A 22,120-nucleotide genomic window follows, 5' to 3' on the forward strand; every position below is an offset into this window, starting at 1 on the left:
GCGCATGGCGGCCGCTGGCGCGCCGGCCGGTGCTGTTCGCGCTGGCGCGGGCGCTCGCCGAGGCCTGGCCCGGCGACGTCGATCGCGAGGCGCTGATCGCCTACGCGTTCAACACCCGACATCCCGACGAGACGCTGCGCGCGCGCCTGCGGGTCGAGATCGGCCGCCTGCGCGCGCTGGTCGCGGCCGAGGCCGGCATCGAGGCCACGGCGCGCGGCTTTGTGCTCAGGCCGCGCGATGCCCGCGAGGTGGTCGTGCTCGCGCCACCCATCGACGGCGAGCAGGCTTCGCTGGTGGCGCTGCTGTCCGACGGGGCAGCGTGGTCGACCTCGGCGCTGGCGCTGGCGCTGGACGCGAGCCAGCGCACGGTGCAGCGCGCGCTGGCCGAACTCGAGGCCGAGGGGCGGGTGCGCGCCATCGGCCGGGCGCGGGCGCAGCGCTGGCTCGCGCCGCCGCTGACGGGATTCACGACGATCTTGTTACTCCCCGCCGCGCTGCCGATTGAATAGAGTTGTCTCCAAGGCGCCGATTCCGGAGCCCGCCACACCAGGAGCCCGCGATGAACAGCAGCACAGCAGCGAGCAAGAAAGACAAGCCTGAGGCCGCACCGCGCACGGCCGAGATCGTGCGCGAGTACGGTCCCTTTGCCGGCGCCACCAGCGTGGCCGGCGTGACCCATGACGGCGAGCGCGTCTGGGCGGCCACCGGCGCGCAGCTGGTGGCCTTCGACCCCGCGAGCGGCGAGACCACGCGCACCCTCGATTGCGCCTGCGACGCCGGCACCGCCTTCGACGGCACCTACTTCTATCAAATCGCCGAGGCGCGCATCGACAAGATCGATCCGGCCAGCGGCAAGGTGCTGGCGTCGATTCCCACGCCCGGCCACGGCGGCGACTCGGGCCTGACCTGGGCCGAGGGCAGCCTCTGGATCGGGCAGTACCGCGACCGCAAGATCCTCCAGATCGACCCGGTGAGCGGCGCGGTGCTGCGCACCATCGAGTCCAACCGCTTCGTCACCGGCGTGACCTGGGTCGACGGCGAGCTGTGGCACGCCACCTGGGAAGGCGACGAGAGCGAGCTGCGCCGCGTCGACCCCGACAGCGGCGCCGTGCTCGAGCGGCTGGAGATGCCGCGCGGCGCCAACGTGAGCGGGCTCGAGTCCGACGGCGCCGACCTCTTCTACTGCGGTGGCGGCGGCAGCGGCAAGGTCCGCGCCGTGCGGCGCCCGAAAGCCGCCCGGGCCTGAGCGGCCCACCGCGACAACCCCCTTTCGGCTTGCCTGCCGAAGACGAGCGCGCCGGCCACCAGGCGGGTGGCGCCGCGCATGGACGAAACCCACATCGGCTCACCGAGCCCAAGGAGAAACGCATGAACACCGCCATTGCCGAAAAGAACACCGTGACGAACCACCCCGTCGTCTCGAAGGACCGGTGGCTGGCCCGGCGCAAGGCGCTGCTGGCGCGCGAAAAGGAACTCACGCACCTGCGCGACCAGGTCGCCCGCGAGCGCCGCGCGCTGCCGTGGACCCGCGTCGAGAAGAACTACGTCTTCGACACACCTGAGGGCCCGCGCGCGCTGGCCGACCTGTTCGAAGGCCGCCGCCAGCTGCTGGTACAGCACTTCATGCTCGGCCCCGACTGGGAACAGGGCTGCCCGAGCTGCTCCTACATGTCCGACCACCTCGGCGGGATGAAGGTGCACCTGGAAAACCGCGACGTCACGCTCCTGGTCGTCTCGCGCGCGCCGCTGGACCAGATCGAACGCTTCCGCCGGCGCATGGGCTGGCAGTTCAGGTGGGTCTCGGCACACGGCAGCGACTTCAACTACGACTTCAACGTGAGCTTCACGCCACAGCAGTGGGCCGAGGGCCAAGGCGAGGTCTACTACAACTACAGTGTGCGGCCCTTCCCCGCGCAGGAGGCCCCCGGCATCAGCGTGTTCTATAGAAACGACGCGGGCGAGGTGTTCCACACCTATTCGACCTACGAGCGCGGCGTGGAAGTGATGATGGGCACCTACAGCCTGCTCGACCTCACGCCCAAGGGCCGCGACGAGCCAAACCCGGTCCACGCGATGGACTGGGTGCGCCACCACGACCGCTACGAGCCGGCGCCGGCCGCGAAGCCGGCGGCCGCGGCGGGTTCGTGCTGCCACGCGTCCGACTGACCGGTCAACGCGCTGAACCGGCAGGCACACCATGGCAAGCCTCTGGCCGTGGCTCGCGGTTGCGGGCGTCGGCGCCCTGCACGGGCTGAACCCTGCCAGCGGCTGGATGTGGGCCGCCGCCTGGGGCCTGCGTTCGCGCGACCGCAGGCAGGCCTTGCGGGCGCTGCTGCCGATCGCGATCGGCCATGCCGCCTCGGTGGCGCTGGTGGCCGGTGCGGTGGCCTTCGGCCTGTCGTTGGACCGCGCGTTGCTGCAGATGCTGGCGGGTGTGCTGGTGGTGCTCTTCGCGGCGCTTCACCTGTGGGGCCGCACGCCCAGTGCGGCGCGCGCACCGGCGGGGCATGCGGGAATGGCGCTCTGGTCCTTCATGGTGTCCACCGCGCACGGCGCCGGCCTGATGCTGGTGCCGGCACTGATCCCGCTGTGCATCGGCGATGGCGCAGCGACGGCGTTCAGCTCGTCGGACTCGCTGCTGCTGGCGCTCGCGGCGGTCGGCGTCCACACCGCGGCCATGCTCGCGGTCACCGGTGCGATCGCGGTGGGCGCTTGCCGCGGCTTCGATGCCGGCGGCCGCTGGCTTCGAAGACTCAGGCGCAAGCCATCAGCTGCAGCCGCGCATCAGCCGTGACGTAGCGGATGTGGCGGTAGTCGCGGATCAGGCTGATGCGGCCACCCCGCCACTCCAGCCACATGATGTAGCCGGGTTCCGGATCGCCGCGCTGGTCGAACACCGCGATCACCTCGCGGCCCTCGAGCCATGCCGGGGCCAGCCACACGCCATCGATCTTTGCGTAGAGCGTGAAGAACATGCCGACGTCGGCGCGGCCGGCGCGCACCGGATGCGCCGACTGGACCAGCCTCACGTCGTCGGCGAGCAGCGCGCGCACGCCGTCCCAGTCACGCTGGTTGAAGAGCGCGACATAGCGCGCAAGCGCGGCGGACGGCGGTGGCGGTGCTGCGGGCGGGCCGGGCGGCTGTGCGTGGATCTCCCGCAGTCGCGCTCGCCCGCGCGCAAGATGGCCCTTCACGGCGTCGACCGTGAGGTCGAGCACCGCGGCGATCTCCGCCAGCGATTCGCCGAGCACGTCCTTCAGGACCACCACGCTGCGCTGGTGGATCGGGAGTTCCGCGAAGCGCGACACCGCGGTCTCGACAGCTTCCTGGCGCATCAGCATCTCCATCGGGTCGGGGTTGGCGGTGTCGGCCAGGTCGTCGGCAGCGGCTATCGGCTCGGCCATGCGGATCGTGCGGCCGCGCAGCAGATCGAGCGCGCGGTTGTGGGCGATGCGGAACAGCCAGGGCCGAAGCGGCGTGGCCTCGTCCATGCCATGCACGGCCGCGAAGGCACGTTCGAAAGTGTCCTGCACGACGTCCTCGCCCTCGATGACCGAGCCCATCAGCCGCGCGCAGTAGCGGTGCAGCTCGGGCCGCAGCGCCTCGGCAAGCGCCGCCAGCTGCGCCTGGGTGCCGCCGAGGTCCGGCGAAGGCGCCTGTGCTGCACTCATGCGGCCGCCTCCTCGAGCACCGTGATGCCCGAGTCGCCGCCGAAGCCGAAGGCGAAGCCCTTGGCCCACGCCGGGTCGTCCAGCATCGAAACCACCTTGTCGCCGAAGGCGCGCGGCGGCATCGGCGTACCGAAGCGCGCGAGGAACTCGCCGGGCGCAACGCCCATGGCGCGCGCATAGGCGGCGGCCCCCGCGTCGCCCACGCCGGTGCCGCCGATCATCTGCATCGGCACGATCGCCTGGAAGCGAATGCCGAGCTTCTGCTGTTCCGAAATGCCGTTGGCATACCTGGCCATGAACCAGAGCATGCGCTTGGCGCCGGCATAGCCGCCCGAGAGCGGCGAGCCGTTGCGCGCTGCGCCGCTCGATCCCACGAGCACGCGGCTGCCGGGCGCGAGCGGCAGCCTGAGCGCCGCCTGCAGCCAGTAGAGCCCGGCCTTGACGTCGGTCTCCCATGGCGCGCTGAAATCGGCCCAGCTCAGCTGGTCGAGCCGGCCCATGCGCGGCGGCGCGCCGGCGTTCAGCGCCAGGATCTCGGGGCGGACCTCGGCCAGGATGCGGTGGGCCGCGGCCTCGTCCGTCACATCCGCGGAGACGGTGGCCACGCCCAGCCGGGCGCGCACGGCTTCGAGCGCACCGGCGTCGCGCGCGACCACCGTCACCCTGGCGCCCTGCGCGACCAGCGCTTCGACCAGCCCCAGGCCGAGGCCGCGGCTTCCGCCGGTGACGACGATGTTCTTGTCCTTGATGATGCTCATGATCTGGCTCCGTTGTTGGTGTGGATGGAACCAGGACGATCCAGGCCTGCCAAAGGAGTCAGCCGGCCGGCTGAAGCTGCGGCTGCTTGTTGGCGGCACCGGTCCGCGGGAACGTGAGCGCGATGGCCACGGCGCCAAGCCCCACGGTCATCGAGCCGATGTACATCCAGGTGTAGCTGCCGTAGCGGTCGAACAGCCAGCCGCCGAGCACCGGGCCGAGCGCCATGCCCAGGCTCGACAGCATCGACGCCGCGCCCAGCACCGTGCCCAGGATGCGGGGACCGAAGTAGTCCCGCGCCAGCACCGCATAGAGCGGCATCACGCCGCCATAGGCAAGGCCGAAGACGATGGCCACGGCATAGAAGCCGCCGAGCTGCTTCACCAGCAGGTAGCTCGCGGCGGCCAAGGCCTGGATCAGCAGGCCGGCCACCAGCACCCGCTTGGCGCCCAGCCGGTCCGCCAGCACGCCGAACAGCAACCGCCCGCCGAGGCCCGCCGCCCCTTCCATGCTGTAGATGGTGACGGCCGCGAAGGTCGGCAAGCCGCAGCCGATGGCATAGCTCACCGTATGGAAGATCGGCCCGGAGTGCGCCGCGCAGCACGCGAAGAACGTGATGCCGAGCACCAGGAAGGCACGCGAGCGCAGCGCTTGTCCGACCTTCATCTCCGCTGCCGGGGCGGCGCCTCCCGCCGAAGCGTCCCTGTGGGCTGCGCGTGGTGCCGCGCGAATGAGCCAGACCGCCGGCAGCAGCACGATCCATGCGCCGATGCCGATGATCAGCTGGGCCGTGCGCCAGTCGTGGTGCGTGACCAGCCACGCGGCCAGTGGCGAGATGGTCATGGGCGCCACGCCCATGCCCGCCGAGACCAGCGAGACGGCCAGGCTGCGGTGCCGGTCGAACCAGGACGCGGCAGTGGCGATCACCGGCGCGAAGAAGCTGCCGGCCGCGAGGCCCATCAGCACGCCGTAGAAGAGCTGGAATTCGAGCAAGGTCGATGCGCGGCTGGCCAGCACGGTCGAGAGTCCGAGCAGCACCGTGCCGGCCAGCACCGCCACGCGCGGGCCGTAGCGGTCGCTCAAGGCGCCCCAGCCGAAACCGGCCACGCCCATGCTCAGGAAGGCCAGCGTCATGGCGCTGGAAACACCCGCGCGCGACCAGCCGGTGGCCGCGCTCATGGGTTCCAGGAAAACGGCCAGCGAAAACAGCACGCCGATGGCCACGCAGGTCATCAGCGCGCCGGCGGCCACGAGGGACCAGTTCGAGTCGAGCGCGTCGGCCGGACGCGCGAAGGCAGCAGTGTTCATTGTCTTGTTCCAGTGGAAGGTCGAAAATAGTGAACTGATTGGTTGACTATAAAGGAATTCACCTCTTCGGGCGCGCTTTTCAGCGCAGAGGTCTAACCAGGACGTTCAAGACTTCGCAAAGGAGCCAGACATGCGCCGGCGCCGCGCGGCGGGCACGGCGCACTTCGGTGCCGCTGCGGTGGCTACTGCGCCTCGATGCCGAACTCCCGCATGCGCCGGGTGATCACCTCGAAGTCGCGCCGGTAGTTCGCATTGAACTGCTCGGGCGTGGTGTTGAGCATTTCCAGACCGCGCTCCGCCATTCGCGCCTGGATCTCGGGCATGGCGGCGGCATTGCGCAGCGCCACCGTCAGCCGCTCGACCACCGCGGGCGGCGTCCTGGCGGGCGCGACGAACGCGATCCATACCGCCGCCTCGAACAGCGGATCGTCGAAGCCCAGTTCGCGCATCGTGGGCACCTGCGGCAGCACCGCCGAGCGTTCGCGCCCCATGATCGCGAGCGGAACGACCTTGCCCGCCTGCACATGTTGGCGCGCGAGGCCCGCCGACGTGAGGCCGACGCTCACGGTGTGGCTCAGCAGGTCGGCCATGACGGGCGCCTCGCCGCGCTGCGGCACGTGCACCATGTGCGCATCGAGCCTGCGGTTGAGCGCCTCGCCCGCCAGATGGCCGAGCCCGCCCGGTCCCCAGGTGCCATAGCTGAGCTGCTGGCCCGGCCGGGCCGCGAGCTTGCGGAAGCCTTCCATGTCCTTCACGCCGAGCTCGAGGTTGGCCGACAGGAGGGCCGGGCTGCGCACGACCTGCGTCAGGAAGACGAAGTCGCGCTGCGGGTCGTAGGGCAGCGTCTTGTAGAGCGCGACGTTGTTGATGAGCGAGTCGCCGAGCGTGACCGCGATCGTGTAGCCGTCGGGCGCAGCGCGTGCCACTTCGCCCAGGCCCACCGCGCCGTTGGCGCCGGCGCGGTTGTCGACCACGAAGGGCTGGCCCAGCGCCTTCGCGGCATGCTCGCCGATCAGGCGCGCGACGAAGTCGTTGGCACCGCCGGCCTGGGCCGTGACGACGACGCGGATCGGCTTGCCTGGGAAGTTGCCTTGCGCAAGCGCCGCAAGCGGCAGCGCGGCGAGCATGGTGAAGCCGAGGGTGAGGAAGTGGCGGCGCATCGGGGTCTCCTGGAGTTGTTCTGGCTATGCGGCCCGGTGCGTCAGGCGGCCTGCGAGGTGCGCTGCTCGCGCTCGACCTCTTGCTGCAGCAGCCGCCGGTACTGGACCAGCGCGGCGTCCATCGCGAGCGGCAGCATCCGCGCTTCGGGATCGATGTTCAGGTACTGCGCGGTGATCATTGCGCGGTCTTCCTCGAACGCGGTGACCAGGCCCTGGTAGATGGCTTCGGTGACCGCGGGGTCCGCGATGCTGCTTCGGTGCGATTGCTGGAAGAAGTAGTGCGTGGTCGTGGCCGTCTCGGGGGTGAGCGCCTGGCAGCTGTGCAGCTGCACGCCGCCGCGCAAGTCGCCCTCGGCCTGCCCCACCGGCGCGCCGCCCGACTTCATCAGCAAGGTGCCGGGCAGCAGGAAGTCGTAGATGAAGTAGCGGTCGACGTTGCGGTCGAAGCTCTGGAACGACTTCCAGAACGGAGACGGGGGCACGTCGGGCACGTGCCGCGTCACGCGGATGCCGCGCGGCACCTTCTCGATCCTGGGCACGGCCTGGGCGATGGCCGTCGATCCGCCCAGCGTGCCTTCGTGCACATAGCTCAGGTGCGAGAAGTCCAGCAGGTTGTCGCACACCAGCAGGTAGGGCGTGTCGTAGTGGACATAGCCGGGCCTGTAGCGCCAGTCGGGATGGTCACACGAGAAGTTGTCCGGCAGCAAGGCGCGGTCCGCGCGCGACGGATCGCCCATCCACACGAAGATCCACTTGTTGTGCGAGACCACCGGGTAGGTCCGCACGCGCGCCTTCGCGGGAATGCTGGCCAGACCGGGCGCTTCCACGCAGGCGCCGTCGGCCGCGAACTTGAGGCCGTGGTAGCCGCAGCGCACGCAGTCGCCTTCCCGGCGTCCGCGCGACAGCGGCGCATGCCGATGGCAGCAGCGGTCCTGCATCGCAACGAGTTCGTCGCCTTCGGTTCTATAGACCAGGATGGGCTCGCCGAGCACCGTGCGCGTGAACAGCGCGTTCGCGGAAATTTCGTGATCCCACGCAATGACGTACCAGCAGTTTCGAAGCCACATGCCTGTCTCCAAGAGTCCAGGCAATGTAGGAATTCGCGCGGCGCTCGTCTGTCCTCGCAGAAGGGTACAAAACCCTCGGGGCGAACCCTTGCATAGTGTGAACAGACCCTAATGGATGAAGCGCAGGAGCTGTTGCCGCCCGTGGATCGCGAGCTTCAGGTAGGCGCGCTTGCGCAGCGTGGCGACGCTCGACGCGGCAATGCCCAGGTCCGCGGCGATGCCGTCGGCGCCGATCCCGCAGGCGATGCGCGCACAGACCTCGCGCTCGCGCGGCGACAGCTGCGGCGCTGTGCGCTGCAGCGTGCGCTCGATGCTCGCCACGCGCAGCGGCGTATCGGGCGATGCGAGCTGCGCGAACAGCGCATTGCGATGTGCGCGCTTCAGCAGGGGCGCAAGGCCGAGCAGTTGCGCGACATCCGCTTGCGCGAACCTGCCGTTCTGCCGGTTGCGATACAGGTTGATGGCAAAGACCGTCCGCGGCACGGGCGAATAGAGAAAGCTCAGCCGACCCGTCAATTGGCGGCCGACGAAGATCTGCTCGCGCCATGCGGGGTCGGGAATGTCCGCCGCGTCGTACAGCAAGGCGGTGACGGGTGCATGGGCCAATGCCTCCCCGCCCATGCGCGCGGCCAGGCGGGTCATGTCGTCCGCCTGCCGGAACCGCTTCTTGTAGAGGGAGAAGCACTCGGCCGTGATGTTGTCGCGCCGGCCGGCCGAATGCCCTTCGACCTGCGATGGAACGCCGTCGATGTACTCCACGAGCGAGATGTATTCGACCGGCACCACGTGGTTGATGAAGTCGAGCATGTGGAGCGCGGGCGCCTGCTCATTGCCTGCATCGAGCAGGTGCGCGACGGCGCCGGCGTCCAGCAGCTGGCCCGCAGGCGGCGTGTCGAGAAACCAGGTGGAAGGCATGGCGGCCCAATATAGGCAAGCCGCGCCCGATTCAACAGGGTGGAAGCCCGCGGGCCGGGTGCCGGTGCGTCAGCGAATGCCCAGCGCGTGGTCGAGCGACAGGCGGCCCGCGCCGCGGCCTGCCAGGTACAGCAGCAGCGCGGCCCATGAGAGGTGCGTTGGCCATGCGTCCGGGTAGACGAAGACCTGGATCACCAGCGTCATCCCCAGCAGGGCCAGTGCCGACAGGCGCGTGAACAGGCCCAGCACCAGCAGCAGCGGGAACAGATGCTCCGAGTAGGCCGCGAGGTGCGCGGCGATTTCGGGCGGCACGAACGGCAATTTGTATTCGGTGCGGAACAGCTCGTAGGCGCTGTCGGTCAGCGTGAGGAAGCCCTCGACCTTGGTGCGGCCCGAGTAGAAGAAGATGGCCGCCACGGCCACGCGCGTGGCCAGTGCCAGCGCATCGTGGGCCACGACGCGCGTGAGGCGTTCGGCCATTGCGTTCCAGTGCGCGCGGAGACCGCGATGGTCGCTGCCTTCGATCGATGCGGAAGCCTCGGGGGTGGTGCTCATGGTGCTCTTTCGTTGGATGCTGGTGAAGCCGAAGTGCCGGCGAATGCGCCGGACCGCAACAGGGCCGCGAACACGGCCGAGATGTCTGCCGCCGGGTCGGCCGCCAGCGCGCGCTCCGCCGCCTCGGCAAGGCTTGCGCCGCTGGCGCAGGCGTCGAGGAAGGCGCAGCCGGCCTGGGTGATTTCGTGCCAGTTCACCGTGTCGCCGGGCCGCGTCAGCAAGGCGCCCTCGCCTCGCCAGGCCAGTTCATCGCCCACGGCGCCCGGCCGGCGATGGCGCTCCCAGATGCTGTAGACCGGTTGTTCGTCGAACCAGGCCCAGCGGGCCGCGGGATGGGGCGCGAGGGCCAGGGCCGCCATCTGCGCCGGCGTGCGGCGGGCGATCCATGCGGCGTCGGCGGCCGGCGCGTCCTGTGCGGCATGGGCTTCGCGCCAGAGCGTGTCGAGCTGCGCCACGCCGGGCAGGTAGACGAGCTCGGCGGCCGGCTCGAAGCCGCGCAGGAAATCGGGGAAGCCGCCGCCGTAGTCCAGCAGGCGCCCATCGCTCGGCAGATGGGCCGCCACGTAGCGTGCGGCGGCGGCGCGAAACCATTCCTCGCCCACCAGCTGCGCAACGGTCGGGAAGTTGGCCTGCAGCGCATCGATGCAGGCCTTCGTCACGGTGTTGCGGTACACCGCGAAAGCGGGCTGCATGGCGAGCGCCCGCACTGAGGGATGCGCGGCTTCCGCCGGAGCGAACAGGGCCTGCGCAAAGGCTTGCTGGAATTGATCGTGCGGCGTGTTCATGCCATGGCCTCCTGCGCCACGCGACGCAGCTCGGCCGCGGCCCGTGCCTGCTCGGCCATGAGTTCCTCGAAGGCCGGCACGTTGCCGTCGCGCTCGATCAGCGTGGGCCGGGCGCCGGCGCGGTCGACGAAGCGCCGGTACAGCTGCCAGACCTCCGGTGCGATGGGCGCATCGTGCGAATCGATCAGCAGCGCATCGCCGAGCGTGGGATCGGCGCTGTGCCCCGCGAGATGGATCTCCCCGACCAGCGCCTGCGGAAAGCGGTCGATCCAGCTCACAGCCGAAAAACCCAGGTTGCGTGCGGACACGTACACGTTGTTGATGTCGAGCAGCAGCCTGCAGCCGGTGCGGCGCGACAGCTCGGCCAGAAAATCGATCTCGTCCCATTCATGCCCGTCGAGCTGCAGGTAGTGGGACGGGTTCTCGATGGCGATCACCATGCCCAGCGCGTCCTGCGTGCACGCGATGTGGGCGGCGATGCGGTGCAGCGCGGCGGTGCTGCGCGGAAAGGGCAGCAGGTCCGGAAGGTACTGGCCGTTCCATGCGGACCACGCCAGGTGCTCGGAGACCAGCGCGGGCTGGATGCGCCGGGCAAGCGCCGCCAGCCGCTGAAGATGCGCCGCATCGGGTTCTGCCTCGCCTGCGAGCGAGAGCGAGACGCCATGCAGCGACACCGGATGGTGCGCACGGATCGCTTCCAGCCATCCGATGCGCGGCCCGCCCGCCACCATGTAGTTCTCGGGATGCACCTCGAACCACAGGCCCTCGGCACGCGCGCCGAGCGCGGTCTCGTAGTGCTCTGGCTTGAGGCCGAGGCCGGCCCCGGGGATGTCGGACATGGCGGCGTGCGCGGTGCCGCGATCAGGACTTGATCGGCGTGAGCGAACCCATGCCCTTGGGCGTCTTGATGGTGGTGCAGGTGCCGGCCGGGACGTTCTTCCAGGCGTTGGCCTGGTAGTCGACCTTGGCGGTGCCCGCGCAGGTGGTGCCGGGGCCGGCGGCGCAGTCGTTCTTGCCGGCCATCGAGACGCCGTAGCACTTTTCCATGCTGGCCATCTTGTCGGCCATCGGTTTGTCCTGCGCCATGGCGGAGCCGGCGGCAAGGGCACCCAGTGCAAGAGCGGTGATCGCGAACGAACGGTTGATCATGGATGAACTCCAAAAAATTGATTGAGAAATTGCAACCGCGCCCAATGCGCAGTCCCTTGCTAGTTCGCGGCCTGTAGGGCGGCGGTTACAGGCCCCTGCGCGATGCGGAAGTTTTTTTGTCGGGCGCAAGAGAATGGAGCGCACCGGTGGTGGCGATCGGTTGCCGGCGATACACTGCGGGCCTCATGAGCGGCTACCGCCTTCCCCGACATTGCATGACCGCGTTCCTCGTGGTCCTGTCGCTGCTGTTCTCGCAGCTGGCGCTGGCAAGCTACGTCTGTCCCGGGGCGGCGGACGCGGCATCGGCGGCCGAAATGACGATGGCACCGGGCGAGCCCTGCGAGGGCATGGACACCGCCCAGCCGGTGCTGTGCCACCAGCATGCCGCCGACATGTCGCTGTCGTTCGAACCGGTGAAGGCCGCCACGCCTTCGCTGCCTGCCATCGTGCAGGTGCTGGCCGTGCCGCTGATGCTGACGGCGCTTGCCGAGCCGCTTCCGCGCCAGGCGCTGCCCGAGCGGCAGCATCCGCCGCCCGATCCCGTTTTTCTTGCGACCCTCAGACTTCGCGTCTGACCCCTCCGTCGACTGACCGGTGCTGGTGCGGCGCGTCCGCTTGCCAGCGATTGCCTCGTTCGTCCGCGGAGTTGCCATGTCCATTTTCTTTTCCCGCGCAACCGCCTTGGCTGTTGTGCTGCTGCCGTGCCTTGCGACGGCCGCGCCCCTGTCCCTCGAAGCCGCGCTCGAGCTCGCCGCCCGGCGCTCCGAGACTGCCCGCGCCGCGCGCGCCGGCGTGCAGGGCGCCACGCAGGCGGCGCAGGCCGCGGCCCAGCTTCCCGATCCCGTGCTGCGCGTCGGCGTCGACAACCTGCCCGCGACCGGGCCGGACCGCTTCCACACCGCGCGCGAATCGATGACGATGAAACGCATCGGCATCAGCCAGGAATGGCTGTCCGCCGACAAGCGCGCGGCACGCCAGGCCGCCGCCGATGCATCGCTCGGACGCGAAAGGGTGCAGGCGCAGGTGGCCGCGGCGCAGACCCGCCTGCAGACCGCGCTCGCGTACCTGGACGCTTTCTACGCCGGCGAAACCCTGAAGCTCGCCGTGCTGGCGGAACACCACGCGCGCGAAGAGCTGGAAGCCTCGCGTGCGCGCCTGTCGTCAGCCGCCGGCAGCAGCCAGGAGGTGCTCGCGATCGCGGGCGCAAGAGGCGTCGTACAGGACGATGCGGCGGACATCCGGCAGCAGCAGAGCGCCGCGCGCGTGGCGCTCGAACGCTGGGTGGGCGTGCAAGCCGATGAGCTGATGCCCGTCGGCGAGCTTCCCGTGCCCGCTGAAGAAGCCTATGTGGCCGCGCACGCCACGGTGGCCGCGCTGCAGCGCGACGCCGACGTGGCCCGGCAGGCGGCGGCAGTCACCGCCTCCAACCGCAAGCCCAACTGGACCTGGGAGCTCGCCTACGGCCAGCGCAGCGGCTATGCCGACATGGTGTCGATGGGCGTGAGCATTCCACTGCCCGTGGCGCCTGGCGAACGGCAGGACCGCGACACCGCCGCAAAACTGGCGCTGGTCGAAAAAGCCGAAGCCGATCTGGCCGAGGCCACCCGCGCCGCCGGCGCCGAATACCGTGCGCTCGCGAGCGATGCCGAGCGCCTGCAGCAGCGCATCGAGCGCTATCGGGCCGGTGTGGTCGTTCCTGCCGGCCAGAGGACGGCCGCCACGACCGCGGCCTACCGTTCCAACCAGGCGAGCCTCGCCGCGCTGTTCGAGGCGCGGCATGCCGAGCTCGAAGCGCAGCGCAAGCTTCTGGCGCTGCAGCGCGATCTCGCGCGGACCCGAATCCAGCTGGCCTTCCGGCCGCTCGCTGCCGAGGTGGCGCAATGAACCGACAACTCATCATGGGCGCATCGCTGCTGGCCGCCCTGCTGCTCGCCGCCGGCGCCTTCTACCTGGGCCGCACGACGGGCCAGGCCACGGATGCATCGATGGCAGCGGCCACCGCTCCCGATGGCCGCAAGGTCCTCTACTGGCATGACCCGATGGTGCCCGGCCCGCGCTTCGACAAACCGGGCAAGTCGCCGTTCATGGACATGCAACTGGTGCCCGTGTATGCCGACACCGGCACCGCGGGCCTGGCGGGCGTGAAGATCAGCCCCGCCGCGCAGCAGAACCTCGGCATCCGGTATGCGAAGGTGCGGCGCACCGAAGCATCTGCATCGTTCGAAGCCATCGGTTCCGTGCAGTTCGACGAGCGGCTCAACGCCGCGGTGCAGACCCGCGTGGCCGGCCACGTCGAGCGCCTGTCGGTTCGCGCACCGATGGAGCGTGTGCGCAAGGGCCAGGCCCTGGCCACCATCTTCGCGCCCGACTGGCTCGGGCCGCAGAACGAGTGGCTCGCGCTCAGGCGCTCGGGCGTTTCGCCGGATCTCGTGGCGGCGGCCCGCGACCGCATGCGGGCCCTGTCGATTCCCGCCGAACTCATCCGGCGCAGCGAGGAGACCGGCACGGCGCAGGCGCGCTACGTGCTCGCCGCGCCGGTCGATGGCGTGGTGGCCGAGCTGGGCGTGCGCGAAGGCGCCGCGGTCACGCCCGGCATGACGCTGTTCCGCATCGCGGGCCTGCAGAAGGTCTGGGCCGTGGCCGAGATTCCGGAAGCGCAGGCACTTGGCCTCGCGCGCGGGCAGAAGGCCAAGGCCGTTGTGCAGGCCGACGCATCGCAGTCGTTCGACGGTGTGCTCGACGAAATTCTGCCCGAGATCAACACCGCCACGCGCACCTTGAAGGCCCGCTTCGAGGTCGACAACAGGAGTGGAAAACTCACGCCCGGCATGCTGCTGCGGCTGCAGGTGGCGGGGCCCGCGAGCAGCCGGCTGGTCGTGCCTTCGGAGGCCGTCATCCGCACCGGTCGGCGTACGGTGGTCATCGTGCGCAGGACCGACGGCGCCTTCGAGCCGCGCGACGTGTCGACGGCCGCGGACGTGGGCGACGACACCGAGGTCGTTTCGGGCCTGACCGAGGGCGAGCAGGTGGTGGCCAGCGGCCAGTTCCTGATCGACTCCGAAGCGCGGCTTCGCTCCGTGCTCGGCAACATGGCGGCGCCTGCGGCCACACCGGGCGCAAGCGCCTCGGCATCGGCCGTGGTCACTCACCGGGCCGAAGGCAAGGTCGAGAGCGTGGCGCCCGACGGCATCACCATTTCGCACGGGCCGGTCGCGACGCTCCAGTGGCCCGCCATGACGATGGGCTTTGGCAAGGCCTCGCCCAGTGTCTTCCCCGAGATCAAGCCGGGCGACCCGGTGCGTTTCGAGTTCAGGGAAGGCGGCCCCGTGGGCTACGAACTGGTCTCCATTCAACGGTTGCCATCGGGTGCCGGCAAATGATCGCCGCCCTGATCCGATGGTCGGTCGGCAACCGTTTCCTGGTGCTGATCGCGACCCTGTTCCTGGTGGCCGCGGGAGGGTGGTCGGTGGCGCACACGCCGCTCGACGCCCTGCCCGATCTCTCGGACACGCAGGTGATCATCCGCACGCCCTACCCCGGAAAGGCGCCCCAGGTGGTCGAGGATCTGGTCACCTATCCGCTGACCACCACCATGCTCAGCGTGCCCGGTGCCAAGACCGTGCGCGGCTATTCGTTCTTCGGCGACTCGTTCGTCTATGTGCTGTTCGATGACAAGACCGATCCGTACTGGGCGCGTTCGCGCGTGGTCGAATACCTCAACCAGGTGCAGAGCAGGGTTCCCGCGGGCGCGAACGCGTCGCTGGGCCCCGATGCCACCGGCGTGGGCTGGGTCTACGAGTACGCGCTCATCGACCGCACCGGCACGCGCGACATCGGGCAGCTGCGCGCGCTCAACGACTGGTTCCTCAAGTTCGAACTCAAGACCGTGCCCGACGTGGCCGAGGTGGCCAGCATTGGCGGCATGGTGCGGCAGTACCAGGTGGTGCTCGACCCCGACCGCATGCGTGCGCTCGGCATCACGCAGCAAATGGTCGTGGAGGCGTTGGGGAAGGCCAACCAGGCGTCGGGCGGCTCGGTCGTCGAGTTCGCCGAGGCGGAGTACATGGTGCGCTCGCGCGGCTACCTGCGCTCGCTCGACGATTTCCGGAGCATCCCGCTGTCGGTGACGGTCGCCACGCCGGTGCTGCTGCGCGACGTGGCGACCGTGCAGATCGGCCCCGAGATGCGCCGCGGCATCGCGGAGCTGGACGGCGAAGGCGAAGTGGCCGGCGGCGTGGTCGTCATGCGCTCGGGCAAGAACGCGCGCTCGACCATCGAGGCCGTCAAGGCGAAGCTCGAAGCGCTCAAGCCCAGCCTGCCGCCGGGCGTCGAGATCGTGCCCACCTACGACCGCTCGCTGCTGATCGACCGCGCGGTGGAGAACCTGCGCTCCAAGCTGATCGAGGAGTTCATCGTGGTGGCGCTGGTCTGCGCGTTCTTCCTGTTCCACCTGCGCTCGGCGCTGGTCGCGGTCGTAGCGTTGCCGATCGGCGTGCTGGCCGCGTTCATCGTCATGCACTGGCAGGGCGTCAACGCCAACATCATGTCGCTGGGCGGCATCGCGATTGCGATCGGCGCCATGGTGGACGGCGCGATCGTCATGGTGGAGAACGTGCACAAGCACATCGAGGCCTTCGAGGCCGCGCAGGGGCGGCCGCCCGCGGTGGCCGAGCGGTGGCGGCTGGTGGCCGACGCGTCCGTGGAGGTGGGGCCGGCGCTGTTCTTCTCGCTGCTGGTGATCACGCTGTCCTTCGTGCCGGTGTTCTCGCTCGAGGCGCAGGAGGGACGGCTGTTCTCGCCGCTGGCCTTTACCAAGACCTACGCCATGGCGGCCGCGGCGGGCCTGTCGGTGACGCTGATCCCGGTGCTCATGGGCTATCTTGTCCGCGGGCGCATTCCGCATGAAGCTTCCAACCCGGTGAACCGCTTGCTCATGGCGGCGTACCGGCCCGCGCTGGACCTGGTGCTGCGCTTTCCCAAGGGAACGCTGGCGATGGCGGCCGTGCTGCTGGCCCTTACCGCGGTGCCGATGATGCGGCTCGGCGGCGAGTTCATGCCGCCGCTGGACGAGGGCGACCTGCTCTACATGCCGTCCGCGCTGCCCGGGCTTTCGGTGTCGAAGGCGTCCCAGCTGCTGCAGCAGACCGACCGGCTGATCAAGACCGTGCCCGAGGTCGAGCGCGTGTTCGGCAAGGCGGGCCGCGCGGACACGGCCACCGATCCGGCGCCGCTCGAGATGTTCGAGACCACCATCCAGTTCAAGCCCAAAGCGCAATGGCGCGCGGGCATGACGGCCGACAGGCTCGTCGAAGAACTGGACCGCGCCGTCAAGGTGCCGGGGCTCAGCAACGTCTGGGTGCCGCCGATCCGCAACCGCATCGACATGCTGGCCACGGGCATCAAGAGCCCGGTGGGCATCAAGGTGGCAGGCGCGGACCTGGCCACCATCGATGCGCTGAGCTCGCAGATCGAGGCGGCGGTCAAGAGCGTTCCCGGCGTGTCGTCGGCGCTGGCCGAGCGGCTGACCGGCGGGCGCTACATCGATGTCGACGTCGACCGGCTCGCGGCGGCACGCCACGGGCTTTCGGTGGCGGACGTGCAGGCCGTGGTGTCCACGGCCATCGGCGGCGACAACGTGGGCGAGGTCGTCCAGGGGCGCGAACGCTATCCGATCAACCTGCGCTATCCGCGCGAGATCCGCGACTCGCTCGAACGCCTGCGGCAACTGCCCTTCGTTACGGCCCGGGGCGCGCAACTGCTGCTGGGCGAGGTCGCAAGGATCCGCATCGAAGACGGTCCGCCGATGCTGCGCAGCGAGAACGCGCGGCTGTCGGGCTGGGTCTATGTGGACGTGCGCGGGCGCGACCTGCGCTCGGCCGTCACCGACATGCAGGCGGCGGTCGGCCGCGCGGTGAAGATGCCCGCCGGCTACGCGGTGTCGTGGTCCGGCCAGTTCGAATACCTGGAGCGCGCGACCGAGCGGCTGAAGCTGGTCGTCCCCGCGACGCTGGCGGTGATCTTCGTGCTGCTCTACCTGCTGTTCCGGTCGTTCGGCGACGCGGCGCTGGTGATGGCGGCCGTGCCGTTCTCTCTGGTCGGCGGCTTCTGGCTCGTCTGGGCCATGGGCCACTCGTTCTCCGTCGCCACGGCGGTGGGCTTCATTGCGCTGGCCGGCGTGGCGGCCGAGTTCGGAGTGGTGATGCTGGTCTACCTCAAGAACGCGCTGGCGCGGCGCCTGGCCGCCGGCGAGCCGATGAACGACCAGACCTTGCGCGCTGCGATCCGCGAAGGCGCCGTGCTGCGCGTGCGGCCCAAGGCCATGACCGTGGCTGTCGTGATGGCGGGCCTGCTGCCCATCCTCCTTGGCAGCGGCGCCGGCTCGGAGGTGATGACGCGCATTGCCGCGCCGATGGTGGGTGGCATGGTCACCGCGCCGCTCCTGAGCATGCTGGTTGTACCGGCCGCGTGGTATTTGCTGCGTCGCCGGCAGGGTGCAGAAGAGCCCGGCGAGCAAATACACTAACGGCACGCCATTCACAATCTGCCCCTCCAGATCCTTCCCGAAACCTCCTCCGCACTGCTCTCCAATACAAAGGCCTGCCGTTAGCGTATTTTCTATGCCGTCCCTTCCCCTCTTCCCCGAACCCTCCGGCGAATCGCATCAGGCGGCGTTTGCCAGCTGGCTGGCCGCGCAGCAGGAAAACGGCGCCTTGCGGCAGCCCTCCTCGATCGCGGTCTACCGGGACATGTGGGGCAGTTTCACGGCCTGGTGCCTCGGCCAGTCGCCCGCGGTGACGCTGGCCTCGCTGGACAAGGGCGACCTGTCGGCGTTCCAGCAGGCGCGCTTCGGCATGAAAAGCGACGACCTGTCGCTGTCGCCGCGCTATGCGCTGCGCCTGCTCCGGCTGATCGACCGGGTGCTGCGCCACCATGCACAGACGCACGACATTCCCGTCAACACCGCCGCCGCGGACTGGATCGCGACGCAGCCGGAGATTCGTTACGCGGATTCGGCGCGGACCGATCCGCTGCCGGAATTCCTCTCGGTCTCCGAGGCCCGGCACCTCATCGTCTTTCTCTCGAGCGCCCGGCCACGCCCCGGCGCGGCGGGCGACCGGCATGCCCAGGCCGCGCTGAGCTGGCAGGCGCTGCGCAACCGGACGGCCGTTGCCCTGCAGCTGGGCGCAGGGCTCACGCCGGGCGACGTCCGCCTGCTGCGGCTCGATGCGCCGACATCGCAGATGGCGGGCCGGCGCGATCGGCCGTGGAAGGTTGCGGTGCCGGGCAACGGCAATTCGCCGGCGCGCGAGGCGCCGGTCGCTCCGTGGGCCGGCGAGCTTCTCCAGCACTGGCTCAAGGTACGCGCCGAGACGCTGATTGCGGGCGAGTTCCTGTTCCCGGCCACGCGCAGCGGCAAGCCCTGGAGCAAGGAGGCGCAGTACGTTGCCGCCAAGCAGGTGCTCCAGGACGCGGGCATCGAGGCGGCCGGCGGCGGCTCCTTCCTGCTGCGCCACACCTTCGCGCTGCGCCAGTTGCGCAGGGGCGCCACGCTCGATCAGGTGGCGCGCTGGCTCGGCGTGGAACCCGAGGCGATGGGCAAGTACCAGCGCGTGCTCACCGGTCCGGCCGAGGTCGTCTGACGATCAGTTGTCGGGTCGGCTCCACAGCCAGATCGCGACGGCCGCCATGAGCACCGGCGCGCCGATCTTCACGGCGACGGGGACGGCGGTGGCCAGCAATACGGCCGAGCTCAGCGCCATCATGGCCGTCGCGGTCCACTTCGCGCGGCGGGGCACCGCTCCGCGTTGGCGCCACTGGCGGATGTACTCGCCATAGCGGGGATGCGCGAGCAGCCGGTGTTCGAGCGCGGGCCAGCCGCGCCCGGCGGCCCAGGCGGCTGCGAGCAGGAACGGCACCGTCGGAAGAACGGGAAGAAAGGCACCGATCAGGCCGAGGGCGACGAACACCAGCGCCAGCACGCGCCAGAGCAGTCTCGCGACGGGGCCGGCGGGCCTCATGAAGAAAGGCGCCCTTCGGGGCGATCCGCCGGAAGTTGCGAAAGGAGCATCGGCGCATCCTAAGCCAAGGCTGTTCGAGAGCCGTCGACGGCCATGGATGATGTGAACCCCGTTCTCCGACAAAATCGAGGCCATGAAGGAGATCGACAACCTGTTCGGCAAGGAGCCTCGCGCACTGGAAGATTGGCGCGGCACCGTGGCGGATGCCATGGCAAGGCGCGACGCGCAGGTCGACCAGGCCGTCGACGCGCTTCGCCATGCAGCCGGCAGCGCCGCGGCCAGCGTCGCCGCCTTGATGCACGCCGCGAGCCCGGAAGCCTCGCACAGGCCGGCACGCCCGGCCGCCGCCAGGGCGGAGGACCCGGCCGGATTCACCACCCTTGCCGAGCAGCTGCACGACATTGCGCTCCAGCTGCGCGAGCTCGAGTCCTCGGTGCGCAGCCTGCTGGCGCGAACGCGCAGGGATGCCGCGCTGGACGAGTGAAAAAGGGACCTACGCGATGGTCCCCTGCGCCCCCGGATCCGATCCGGATTCGCCATCCCGATCCCAGTAGCCGCCGCTCATCAGGCGCTCGCGCACCATCGCGCGAGCGCGATGCAGCCGGCTCTTCACGGCCTGCACGCTCAGCCCCAGGCTTGCCGCGACCTCGGGGGCGGTCAGTTCCTCGACATCGCGCAGGATCAGCGCGACGCGATAGGCCTCCGGCAGCGCGGCAATGGCCCGCGCGAGGTCGAGGCGCAGGTCCGTGGGAATCTGCGGCGCGGCCAGCTCCTGCGCCAACGGCGCTGAAGGGGGCGCCTTGGCGGCACTGCGCTTGAAGATCCGGTAGCACTCGCGCTCGACGATGCGGAACAGCCAGGTGGCAAAGGCCGCCACGGTGCCGAGCGTTCCGATCTTGCGGTGCAGCTGCCACAGCGCCACCTGCACCGCATCCTCGGCGTCTTCGCTGTTCGAACAAGTGCGGCGCGCGAATCGCCTGAGGTCGGGCTGGCAGGCGCGCAGCAACTGCGACAGCGCCCGCTCGTCCCCGGCGCAGGCGGCCTCGATCAGCGCAGCGGACGCGCCGATCATCGGGCGGGGCCCGCGGCCTTCCGGCCCAGCATCGCGCAGGCGGGACAGAACCCGGCGATGGCCGTGGCCGCGAGCATTCCCGCGGCACCGAACCCCAGGATGCGAAGCGCCCCCGCCGGCAAGAAGTAGAAAGCGCCCAGGGCGGCGAAGGCGCCGAGGCACAGCCGAACTGCGCGCTCCCAAGACGGGACATTGCGTTTGAGATGAAACATGGTGCGGGCTCCGGTGATTGTTGACCCTTGCATGGAGGCCGCTTCAGGGCCCAAAGGATTCGGCGCGGAAAAGAAATCCGCAGGATCCTATTGCCCGGCCGCGCCGCCCGGCTGGTCCCTGCCGCGGAAGGCGCCGCGCGTCTCCAGCATGCGCCGCGTCTTCTCGAGTTCGCTCTGCAACAGCTCTGCATCCGGCAGCACGGTGCGGTAGTTCGCGGCCATGATCTTGCTGGGCAGTCCCTCGAGCGCATAGCGCGCCAGCGCCTGGCCCTTGTCGGCACAGAGGATCAGGCCGACCGGCGGGTTCTCGTCGGGCAGGGTCCAGTGCGCCCTGGCGTAGTTGCAGTACATGTGCATCTGCCCCACGTCCGCATGCGTCAGCCCGCCAAGCTTCAGGTCGATGATGACGAGGCAGCGCAGGCGCCGGTGGAAGAACAGCAGGTCCACGCGGTACCAGGTCTGGTCGATGCGCAGCCTTCGCTGCCGCCCGACGAAGCTGAAGTCGCCGCCGAGCTCGAGCAGGAAATCTTCCAGCCGGTGGATCAGGGCCGCCTCCAGGTCGGATTCGGAGTACTCGTCCCGGAGATCGAGGAACTCCAGCACGTAGGGGTCCTTGATCGCGTCGTCGGGCGTCACCGCATCCTGCGGCTTCGGGACCGCGCCCTTCGCGAGCATCGCGGCCTTGTTGCTGGAGAGCGCGGTGCGCTCGTAGAACTGGCTGCCGATCTGGCGGTCGAGCTGGCGCACGCTCCATCCGCCGCGCAGCGCCTCGGCTTCATAGAACCGGCGTGCGTTGCCGTCCTTGACCGACAGCAGCCGAACGTAGGCGGACCAGGGCAGCGTGAACATCCGCGCGAGGTCTTCCAACGGCCATGATCCGGGAGCGCCGGCAGGATCGCTGGCGAACAATGGCCCATCGGTCTCCTGCACTGCCTGTCCGGGCGGCGGCAGTGCAGGAGATTCGCCAGACACTGTCTGGCGAATCGGCCAGGCCAGGAAAAACGAGCGCATCTGCTGCAGGTTCTGGCGGCTGAAGCCCCGGCCGAACCGGCTCGTCAGGTCGATCGAGAGCCGCTCGATCAGCTGCTCGCCGTAACCCGCCCGCCGCCGGCCCTTCTGCTCGGCCTCGACGATCCGCCGGCCGATCTCCCAATAGCTCGCCGTCATCCACGCATTGACGCTGCGCGCGGCGGCCCGCCGCGCCGCATCGAGCAGCTCGACGATGCCGCCGCGGAAATCGGCATACCCGCCGAACGGGACGGCGGCCCTTGCCTTGCCCGGCGGAGGAATGGCTTTGCTCATGGCTTGGTGTTGTGCACTGCATATCCTAGCTGCAGGCATCTGGCACCCTTCCCCCTCGATCGGCAGGCAAGCATCTTGACTTTGATGATACGAATATAAATACTTCTCATTATCATCAATGGACAGAATGTTTATGGTCGATCATTTGTG

23 protein-coding genes and 1 pseudogene are annotated in these 22,120 nt (G+C 69.6%); 10 read left to right on the plus strand and 14 right to left on the minus strand.

Annotated features, from left to right (window positions below):
* The 4 genes and pseudogenes from IB278_RS30895 to IB278_RS30910 all read left to right on the plus strand — a co-directional run.
* Window positions 1–509, plus strand: a pseudogene (locus IB278_RS30895) (helix-turn-helix domain-containing protein); the annotation flags it as partial.
* Between the two features lie 50 nt (window positions 510–559).
* Window positions 560–1,246, plus strand: a complete 687-nt coding sequence (locus IB278_RS30900; RefSeq protein WP_145746757.1) for a hypothetical protein — start codon at window positions 560–562, stop codon at window positions 1,244–1,246.
* A gap of 122 nt (window positions 1,247–1,368) precedes the next feature.
* Window positions 1,369–2,166 (plus strand): DUF899 domain-containing protein, encoded by a 798-nt coding sequence (locus tag IB278_RS30905; RefSeq protein ID WP_192327769.1) that lies wholly within the window; start codon window positions 1,369–1,371, stop codon window positions 2,164–2,166.
* Between the two features lie 31 nt (window positions 2,167–2,197).
* The gene (locus IB278_RS30910; RefSeq protein WP_192327772.1) at window positions 2,198–2,794 is read left to right on the plus strand and encodes a hypothetical protein; all 597 of its coding nucleotides are present in this window, start codon (window positions 2,198–2,200) and stop codon (window positions 2,792–2,794) included.
* Here IB278_RS30910 and IB278_RS30915 read toward each other — a convergent pair.
* From IB278_RS30915 to IB278_RS30960, 10 genes are all read right to left on the minus strand, one after another.
* Window positions 2,754–3,671: a sigma-70 family RNA polymerase sigma factor gene (locus IB278_RS30915; protein WP_192327775.1), complete on the minus strand. Its 918-nt coding sequence runs from the start codon at window positions 3,669–3,671 to the stop codon at window positions 2,754–2,756. The genes IB278_RS30910 and IB278_RS30915 overlap by 41 nt on opposite strands.
* A complete protein-coding gene (locus IB278_RS30920; RefSeq protein WP_145746753.1) occupies window positions 3,668–4,429 on the minus strand; it encodes an SDR family NAD(P)-dependent oxidoreductase in 762 nt (253 codons plus the stop codon). Before IB278_RS30920 ends, IB278_RS30915 begins: the two co-directional genes overlap by 4 nt.
* 58 nt (window positions 4,430–4,487) lie before the next feature.
* On the minus strand, window positions 4,488–5,735 hold the full coding sequence (locus IB278_RS30925) for an MFS transporter (protein WP_192327778.1): 1,248 nt from the start codon (window positions 5,733–5,735) through the stop codon (window positions 4,488–4,490).
* Between the two features lie 182 nt (window positions 5,736–5,917).
* Window positions 5,918–6,895: a Bug family tripartite tricarboxylate transporter substrate binding protein gene (locus IB278_RS30930; RefSeq protein WP_192327781.1), complete on the minus strand. Its 978-nt coding sequence runs from the start codon at window positions 6,893–6,895 to the stop codon at window positions 5,918–5,920.
* Between the two features lie 41 nt (window positions 6,896–6,936).
* Window positions 6,937–7,962 (minus strand): aromatic ring-hydroxylating dioxygenase subunit alpha, encoded by a 1,026-nt coding sequence (locus IB278_RS30935; RefSeq protein ID WP_192327784.1) that lies wholly within the window; start codon window positions 7,960–7,962, stop codon window positions 6,937–6,939.
* 108 nt (window positions 7,963–8,070) lie between these two features.
* Window positions 8,071–8,877 carry a helix-turn-helix transcriptional regulator gene (locus tag IB278_RS30940; RefSeq protein WP_192327787.1) on the minus strand — a complete coding sequence of 269 codons (807 nt, stop codon included), beginning with the start codon at window positions 8,875–8,877 and terminating at the stop codon, window positions 8,071–8,073.
* Window positions 8,878–8,946: 69 nt separating this feature from the next.
* Window positions 8,947–9,432 (minus strand): DoxX family protein, encoded by a 486-nt coding sequence (locus IB278_RS30945; protein WP_145746748.1) that lies wholly within the window; start codon window positions 9,430–9,432, stop codon window positions 8,947–8,949.
* The gene (locus tag IB278_RS30950; RefSeq protein ID WP_192327790.1) at window positions 9,429–10,217 is read right to left on the minus strand and encodes a DNA-binding domain-containing protein; all 789 of its coding nucleotides are present in this window, start codon (window positions 10,215–10,217) and stop codon (window positions 9,429–9,431) included. Before IB278_RS30950 ends, IB278_RS30945 begins: the two co-directional genes overlap by 4 nt.
* Complete coding sequence (locus tag IB278_RS30955) at window positions 10,214–11,056, minus strand: DUF692 domain-containing protein (RefSeq protein ID WP_192327793.1); 843 nt, start codon at window positions 11,054–11,056, stop codon at window positions 10,214–10,216. Before IB278_RS30955 ends, IB278_RS30950 begins: the two co-directional genes overlap by 4 nt.
* Before the next feature lie 22 nt (window positions 11,057–11,078).
* Complete coding sequence (locus tag IB278_RS30960) at window positions 11,079–11,366, minus strand: DUF2282 domain-containing protein (protein WP_192327796.1); 288 nt, start codon at window positions 11,364–11,366, stop codon at window positions 11,079–11,081.
* Between the two features lie 215 nt (window positions 11,367–11,581).
* Between IB278_RS30960 and IB278_RS30965 the strand changes: the two genes are divergently transcribed.
* The 5 genes from IB278_RS30965 to IB278_RS30985 all read left to right on the plus strand — a co-directional run bounded on the left by IB278_RS30965 (window position 11,582) and on the right by IB278_RS30985 (window position 19,006).
* Window positions 11,582–11,941, plus strand: a complete 360-nt coding sequence (locus IB278_RS30965) for a hypothetical protein (protein ID WP_225613281.1) — start codon at window positions 11,582–11,584, stop codon at window positions 11,939–11,941.
* Between the two features lie 76 nt (window positions 11,942–12,017).
* Window positions 12,018–13,250 carry a TolC family protein gene (locus IB278_RS30970; protein WP_192327803.1) on the plus strand — a complete coding sequence of 411 codons (1,233 nt, stop codon included), beginning with the start codon at window positions 12,018–12,020 and terminating at the stop codon, window positions 13,248–13,250.
* Window positions 13,247–14,746 carry an efflux RND transporter periplasmic adaptor subunit gene (locus IB278_RS30975; protein ID WP_192327806.1) on the plus strand — a complete coding sequence of 500 codons (1,500 nt, stop codon included), beginning with the start codon at window positions 13,247–13,249 and terminating at the stop codon, window positions 14,744–14,746. Before IB278_RS30970 ends, IB278_RS30975 begins: the two co-directional genes overlap by 4 nt.
* Window positions 14,743–17,889, plus strand: a complete 3,147-nt coding sequence (locus tag IB278_RS30980) for an efflux RND transporter permease subunit (protein WP_192327808.1) — start codon at window positions 14,743–14,745, stop codon at window positions 17,887–17,889. Before IB278_RS30975 ends, IB278_RS30980 begins: the two co-directional genes overlap by 4 nt.
* A gap of 94 nt (window positions 17,890–17,983) precedes the next feature.
* The gene (locus tag IB278_RS30985) at window positions 17,984–19,006 is read left to right on the plus strand and encodes a tyrosine-type recombinase/integrase (protein ID WP_145746740.1); all 1,023 of its coding nucleotides are present in this window, start codon (window positions 17,984–17,986) and stop codon (window positions 19,004–19,006) included.
* Between the two features lie 3 nt (window positions 19,007–19,009).
* Here the strand turns inward: IB278_RS30985 and IB278_RS30990 are convergent, their stop codons facing one another.
* A complete protein-coding gene (locus IB278_RS30990) occupies window positions 19,010–19,384 on the minus strand; it encodes a YbaN family protein (protein ID WP_192327811.1) in 375 nt (124 codons plus the stop codon).
* A gap of 133 nt (window positions 19,385–19,517) precedes the next feature.
* Between IB278_RS30990 and IB278_RS30995 the strand changes: the two genes are divergently transcribed.
* Window positions 19,518–19,868: a hypothetical protein gene (locus IB278_RS30995; RefSeq protein WP_192327814.1), complete on the plus strand. Its 351-nt coding sequence runs from the start codon at window positions 19,518–19,520 to the stop codon at window positions 19,866–19,868.
* A gap of 9 nt (window positions 19,869–19,877) precedes the next feature.
* Here IB278_RS30995 and IB278_RS31000 read toward each other — a convergent pair whose 3' ends face one another.
* From IB278_RS31000 to IB278_RS31010, 3 genes are read right to left on the minus strand one after another with little or no spacing between them, the layout of a single operon-like run.
* Window positions 19,878–20,456 (minus strand): RNA polymerase sigma factor, encoded by a 579-nt coding sequence (locus IB278_RS31000; RefSeq protein WP_192327817.1) that lies wholly within the window; start codon window positions 20,454–20,456, stop codon window positions 19,878–19,880.
* Complete coding sequence (locus IB278_RS31005; protein ID WP_318646721.1) at window positions 20,453–20,701, minus strand: DUF2892 domain-containing protein; 249 nt, start codon at window positions 20,699–20,701, stop codon at window positions 20,453–20,455. The genes IB278_RS31000 and IB278_RS31005 overlap by 4 nt, the downstream gene beginning before the upstream one ends.
* Window positions 20,702–20,755: 54 nt before the next feature.
* Window positions 20,756–21,970 carry a PDDEXK nuclease domain-containing protein gene (locus IB278_RS31010; RefSeq protein WP_192327823.1) on the minus strand — a complete coding sequence of 405 codons (1,215 nt, stop codon included), beginning with the start codon at window positions 21,968–21,970 and terminating at the stop codon, window positions 20,756–20,758.
* Window positions 21,971–22,120: the final 150 nt, after the last annotated feature.

It is taken from the genome of Variovorax sp. VRV01 (assembly GCF_014852545.1).
Taxonomy (GTDB): domain Bacteria; phylum Pseudomonadota; class Gammaproteobacteria; order Burkholderiales; family Burkholderiaceae_C; genus Variovorax; species Variovorax beijingensis_A.

Excerpts from the sequence above, each read along its gene's own strand:
- IB278_RS30970 (WP_192327803.1), top strand. The coding sequence starts at position 12,018 with ATGTCCATTTTCTTTTCCCGCGCAACCGCCTTGGCTGTTGTGCTGCTG.
- IB278_RS30975 (WP_192327806.1), top strand. The coding sequence starts at position 13,247 with ATGAACCGACAACTCATCATGGGCGCATCGCTGCTGGCCGCCCTGCTG.
- IB278_RS31010 (WP_192327823.1), bottom strand. The coding sequence starts at position 21,970 with ATGAGCAAAGCCATTCCTCCGCCGGGCAAGGCAAGGGCCGCCGTCCCG.
- IB278_RS30940 (WP_192327787.1), bottom strand. The coding sequence starts at position 8,877 with ATGCCTTCCACCTGGTTTCTCGACACGCCGCCTGCGGGCCAGCTGCTG.
- IB278_RS30930 (WP_192327781.1), bottom strand. The coding sequence starts at position 6,895 with ATGCGCCGCCACTTCCTCACCCTCGGCTTCACCATGCTCGCCGCGCTG.
- IB278_RS30985 (WP_145746740.1), top strand. The coding sequence starts at position 17,984 with ATGCCGTCCCTTCCCCTCTTCCCCGAACCCTCCGGCGAATCGCATCAG.
- IB278_RS30920 (WP_145746753.1), bottom strand. The coding sequence starts at position 4,429 with ATGAGCATCATCAAGGACAAGAACATCGTCGTCACCGGCGGAAGCCGC.
- IB278_RS30945 (WP_145746748.1), bottom strand. The coding sequence starts at position 9,432 with ATGAGCACCACCCCCGAGGCTTCCGCATCGATCGAAGGCAGCGACCAT.
- IB278_RS30925 (WP_192327778.1), bottom strand. The coding sequence starts at position 5,735 with ATGAACACTGCTGCCTTCGCGCGTCCGGCCGACGCGCTCGACTCGAAC.
- IB278_RS30980 (WP_192327808.1), top strand. The coding sequence starts at position 14,743 with ATGATCGCCGCCCTGATCCGATGGTCGGTCGGCAACCGTTTCCTGGTG.
- IB278_RS30910 (WP_192327772.1), top strand. The coding sequence starts at position 2,198 with ATGGCAAGCCTCTGGCCGTGGCTCGCGGTTGCGGGCGTCGGCGCCCTG.
- IB278_RS31000 (WP_192327817.1), bottom strand. The coding sequence starts at position 20,456 with ATGATCGGCGCGTCCGCTGCGCTGATCGAGGCCGCCTGCGCCGGGGAC.
- IB278_RS30955 (WP_192327793.1), bottom strand. The coding sequence starts at position 11,056 with ATGTCCGACATCCCCGGGGCCGGCCTCGGCCTCAAGCCAGAGCACTAC.
- IB278_RS30995 (WP_192327814.1), top strand. The coding sequence starts at position 19,518 with ATGAAGGAGATCGACAACCTGTTCGGCAAGGAGCCTCGCGCACTGGAA.
- IB278_RS30990 (WP_192327811.1), bottom strand. The coding sequence starts at position 19,384 with ATGAGGCCCGCCGGCCCCGTCGCGAGACTGCTCTGGCGCGTGCTGGCG.
- IB278_RS30950 (WP_192327790.1), bottom strand. The coding sequence starts at position 10,217 with ATGAACACGCCGCACGATCAATTCCAGCAAGCCTTTGCGCAGGCCCTG.
- IB278_RS31005 (WP_318646721.1), bottom strand. The coding sequence starts at position 20,701 with ATGCAAGGGTCAACAATCACCGGAGCCCGCACCATGTTTCATCTCAAA.
- IB278_RS30935 (WP_192327784.1), bottom strand. The coding sequence starts at position 7,962 with ATGTGGCTTCGAAACTGCTGGTACGTCATTGCGTGGGATCACGAAATT.
- IB278_RS30965 (WP_225613281.1), top strand. The coding sequence starts at position 11,582 with ATGACCGCGTTCCTCGTGGTCCTGTCGCTGCTGTTCTCGCAGCTGGCG.
- IB278_RS30915 (WP_192327775.1), bottom strand. The coding sequence starts at position 3,671 with ATGAGTGCAGCACAGGCGCCTTCGCCGGACCTCGGCGGCACCCAGGCG.
- IB278_RS30900 (WP_145746757.1), top strand. The coding sequence starts at position 560 with ATGAACAGCAGCACAGCAGCGAGCAAGAAAGACAAGCCTGAGGCCGCA.
- IB278_RS30905 (WP_192327769.1), top strand. The coding sequence starts at position 1,369 with ATGAACACCGCCATTGCCGAAAAGAACACCGTGACGAACCACCCCGTC.
- IB278_RS30960 (WP_192327796.1), bottom strand. The coding sequence starts at position 11,366 with ATGATCAACCGTTCGTTCGCGATCACCGCTCTTGCACTGGGTGCCCTT.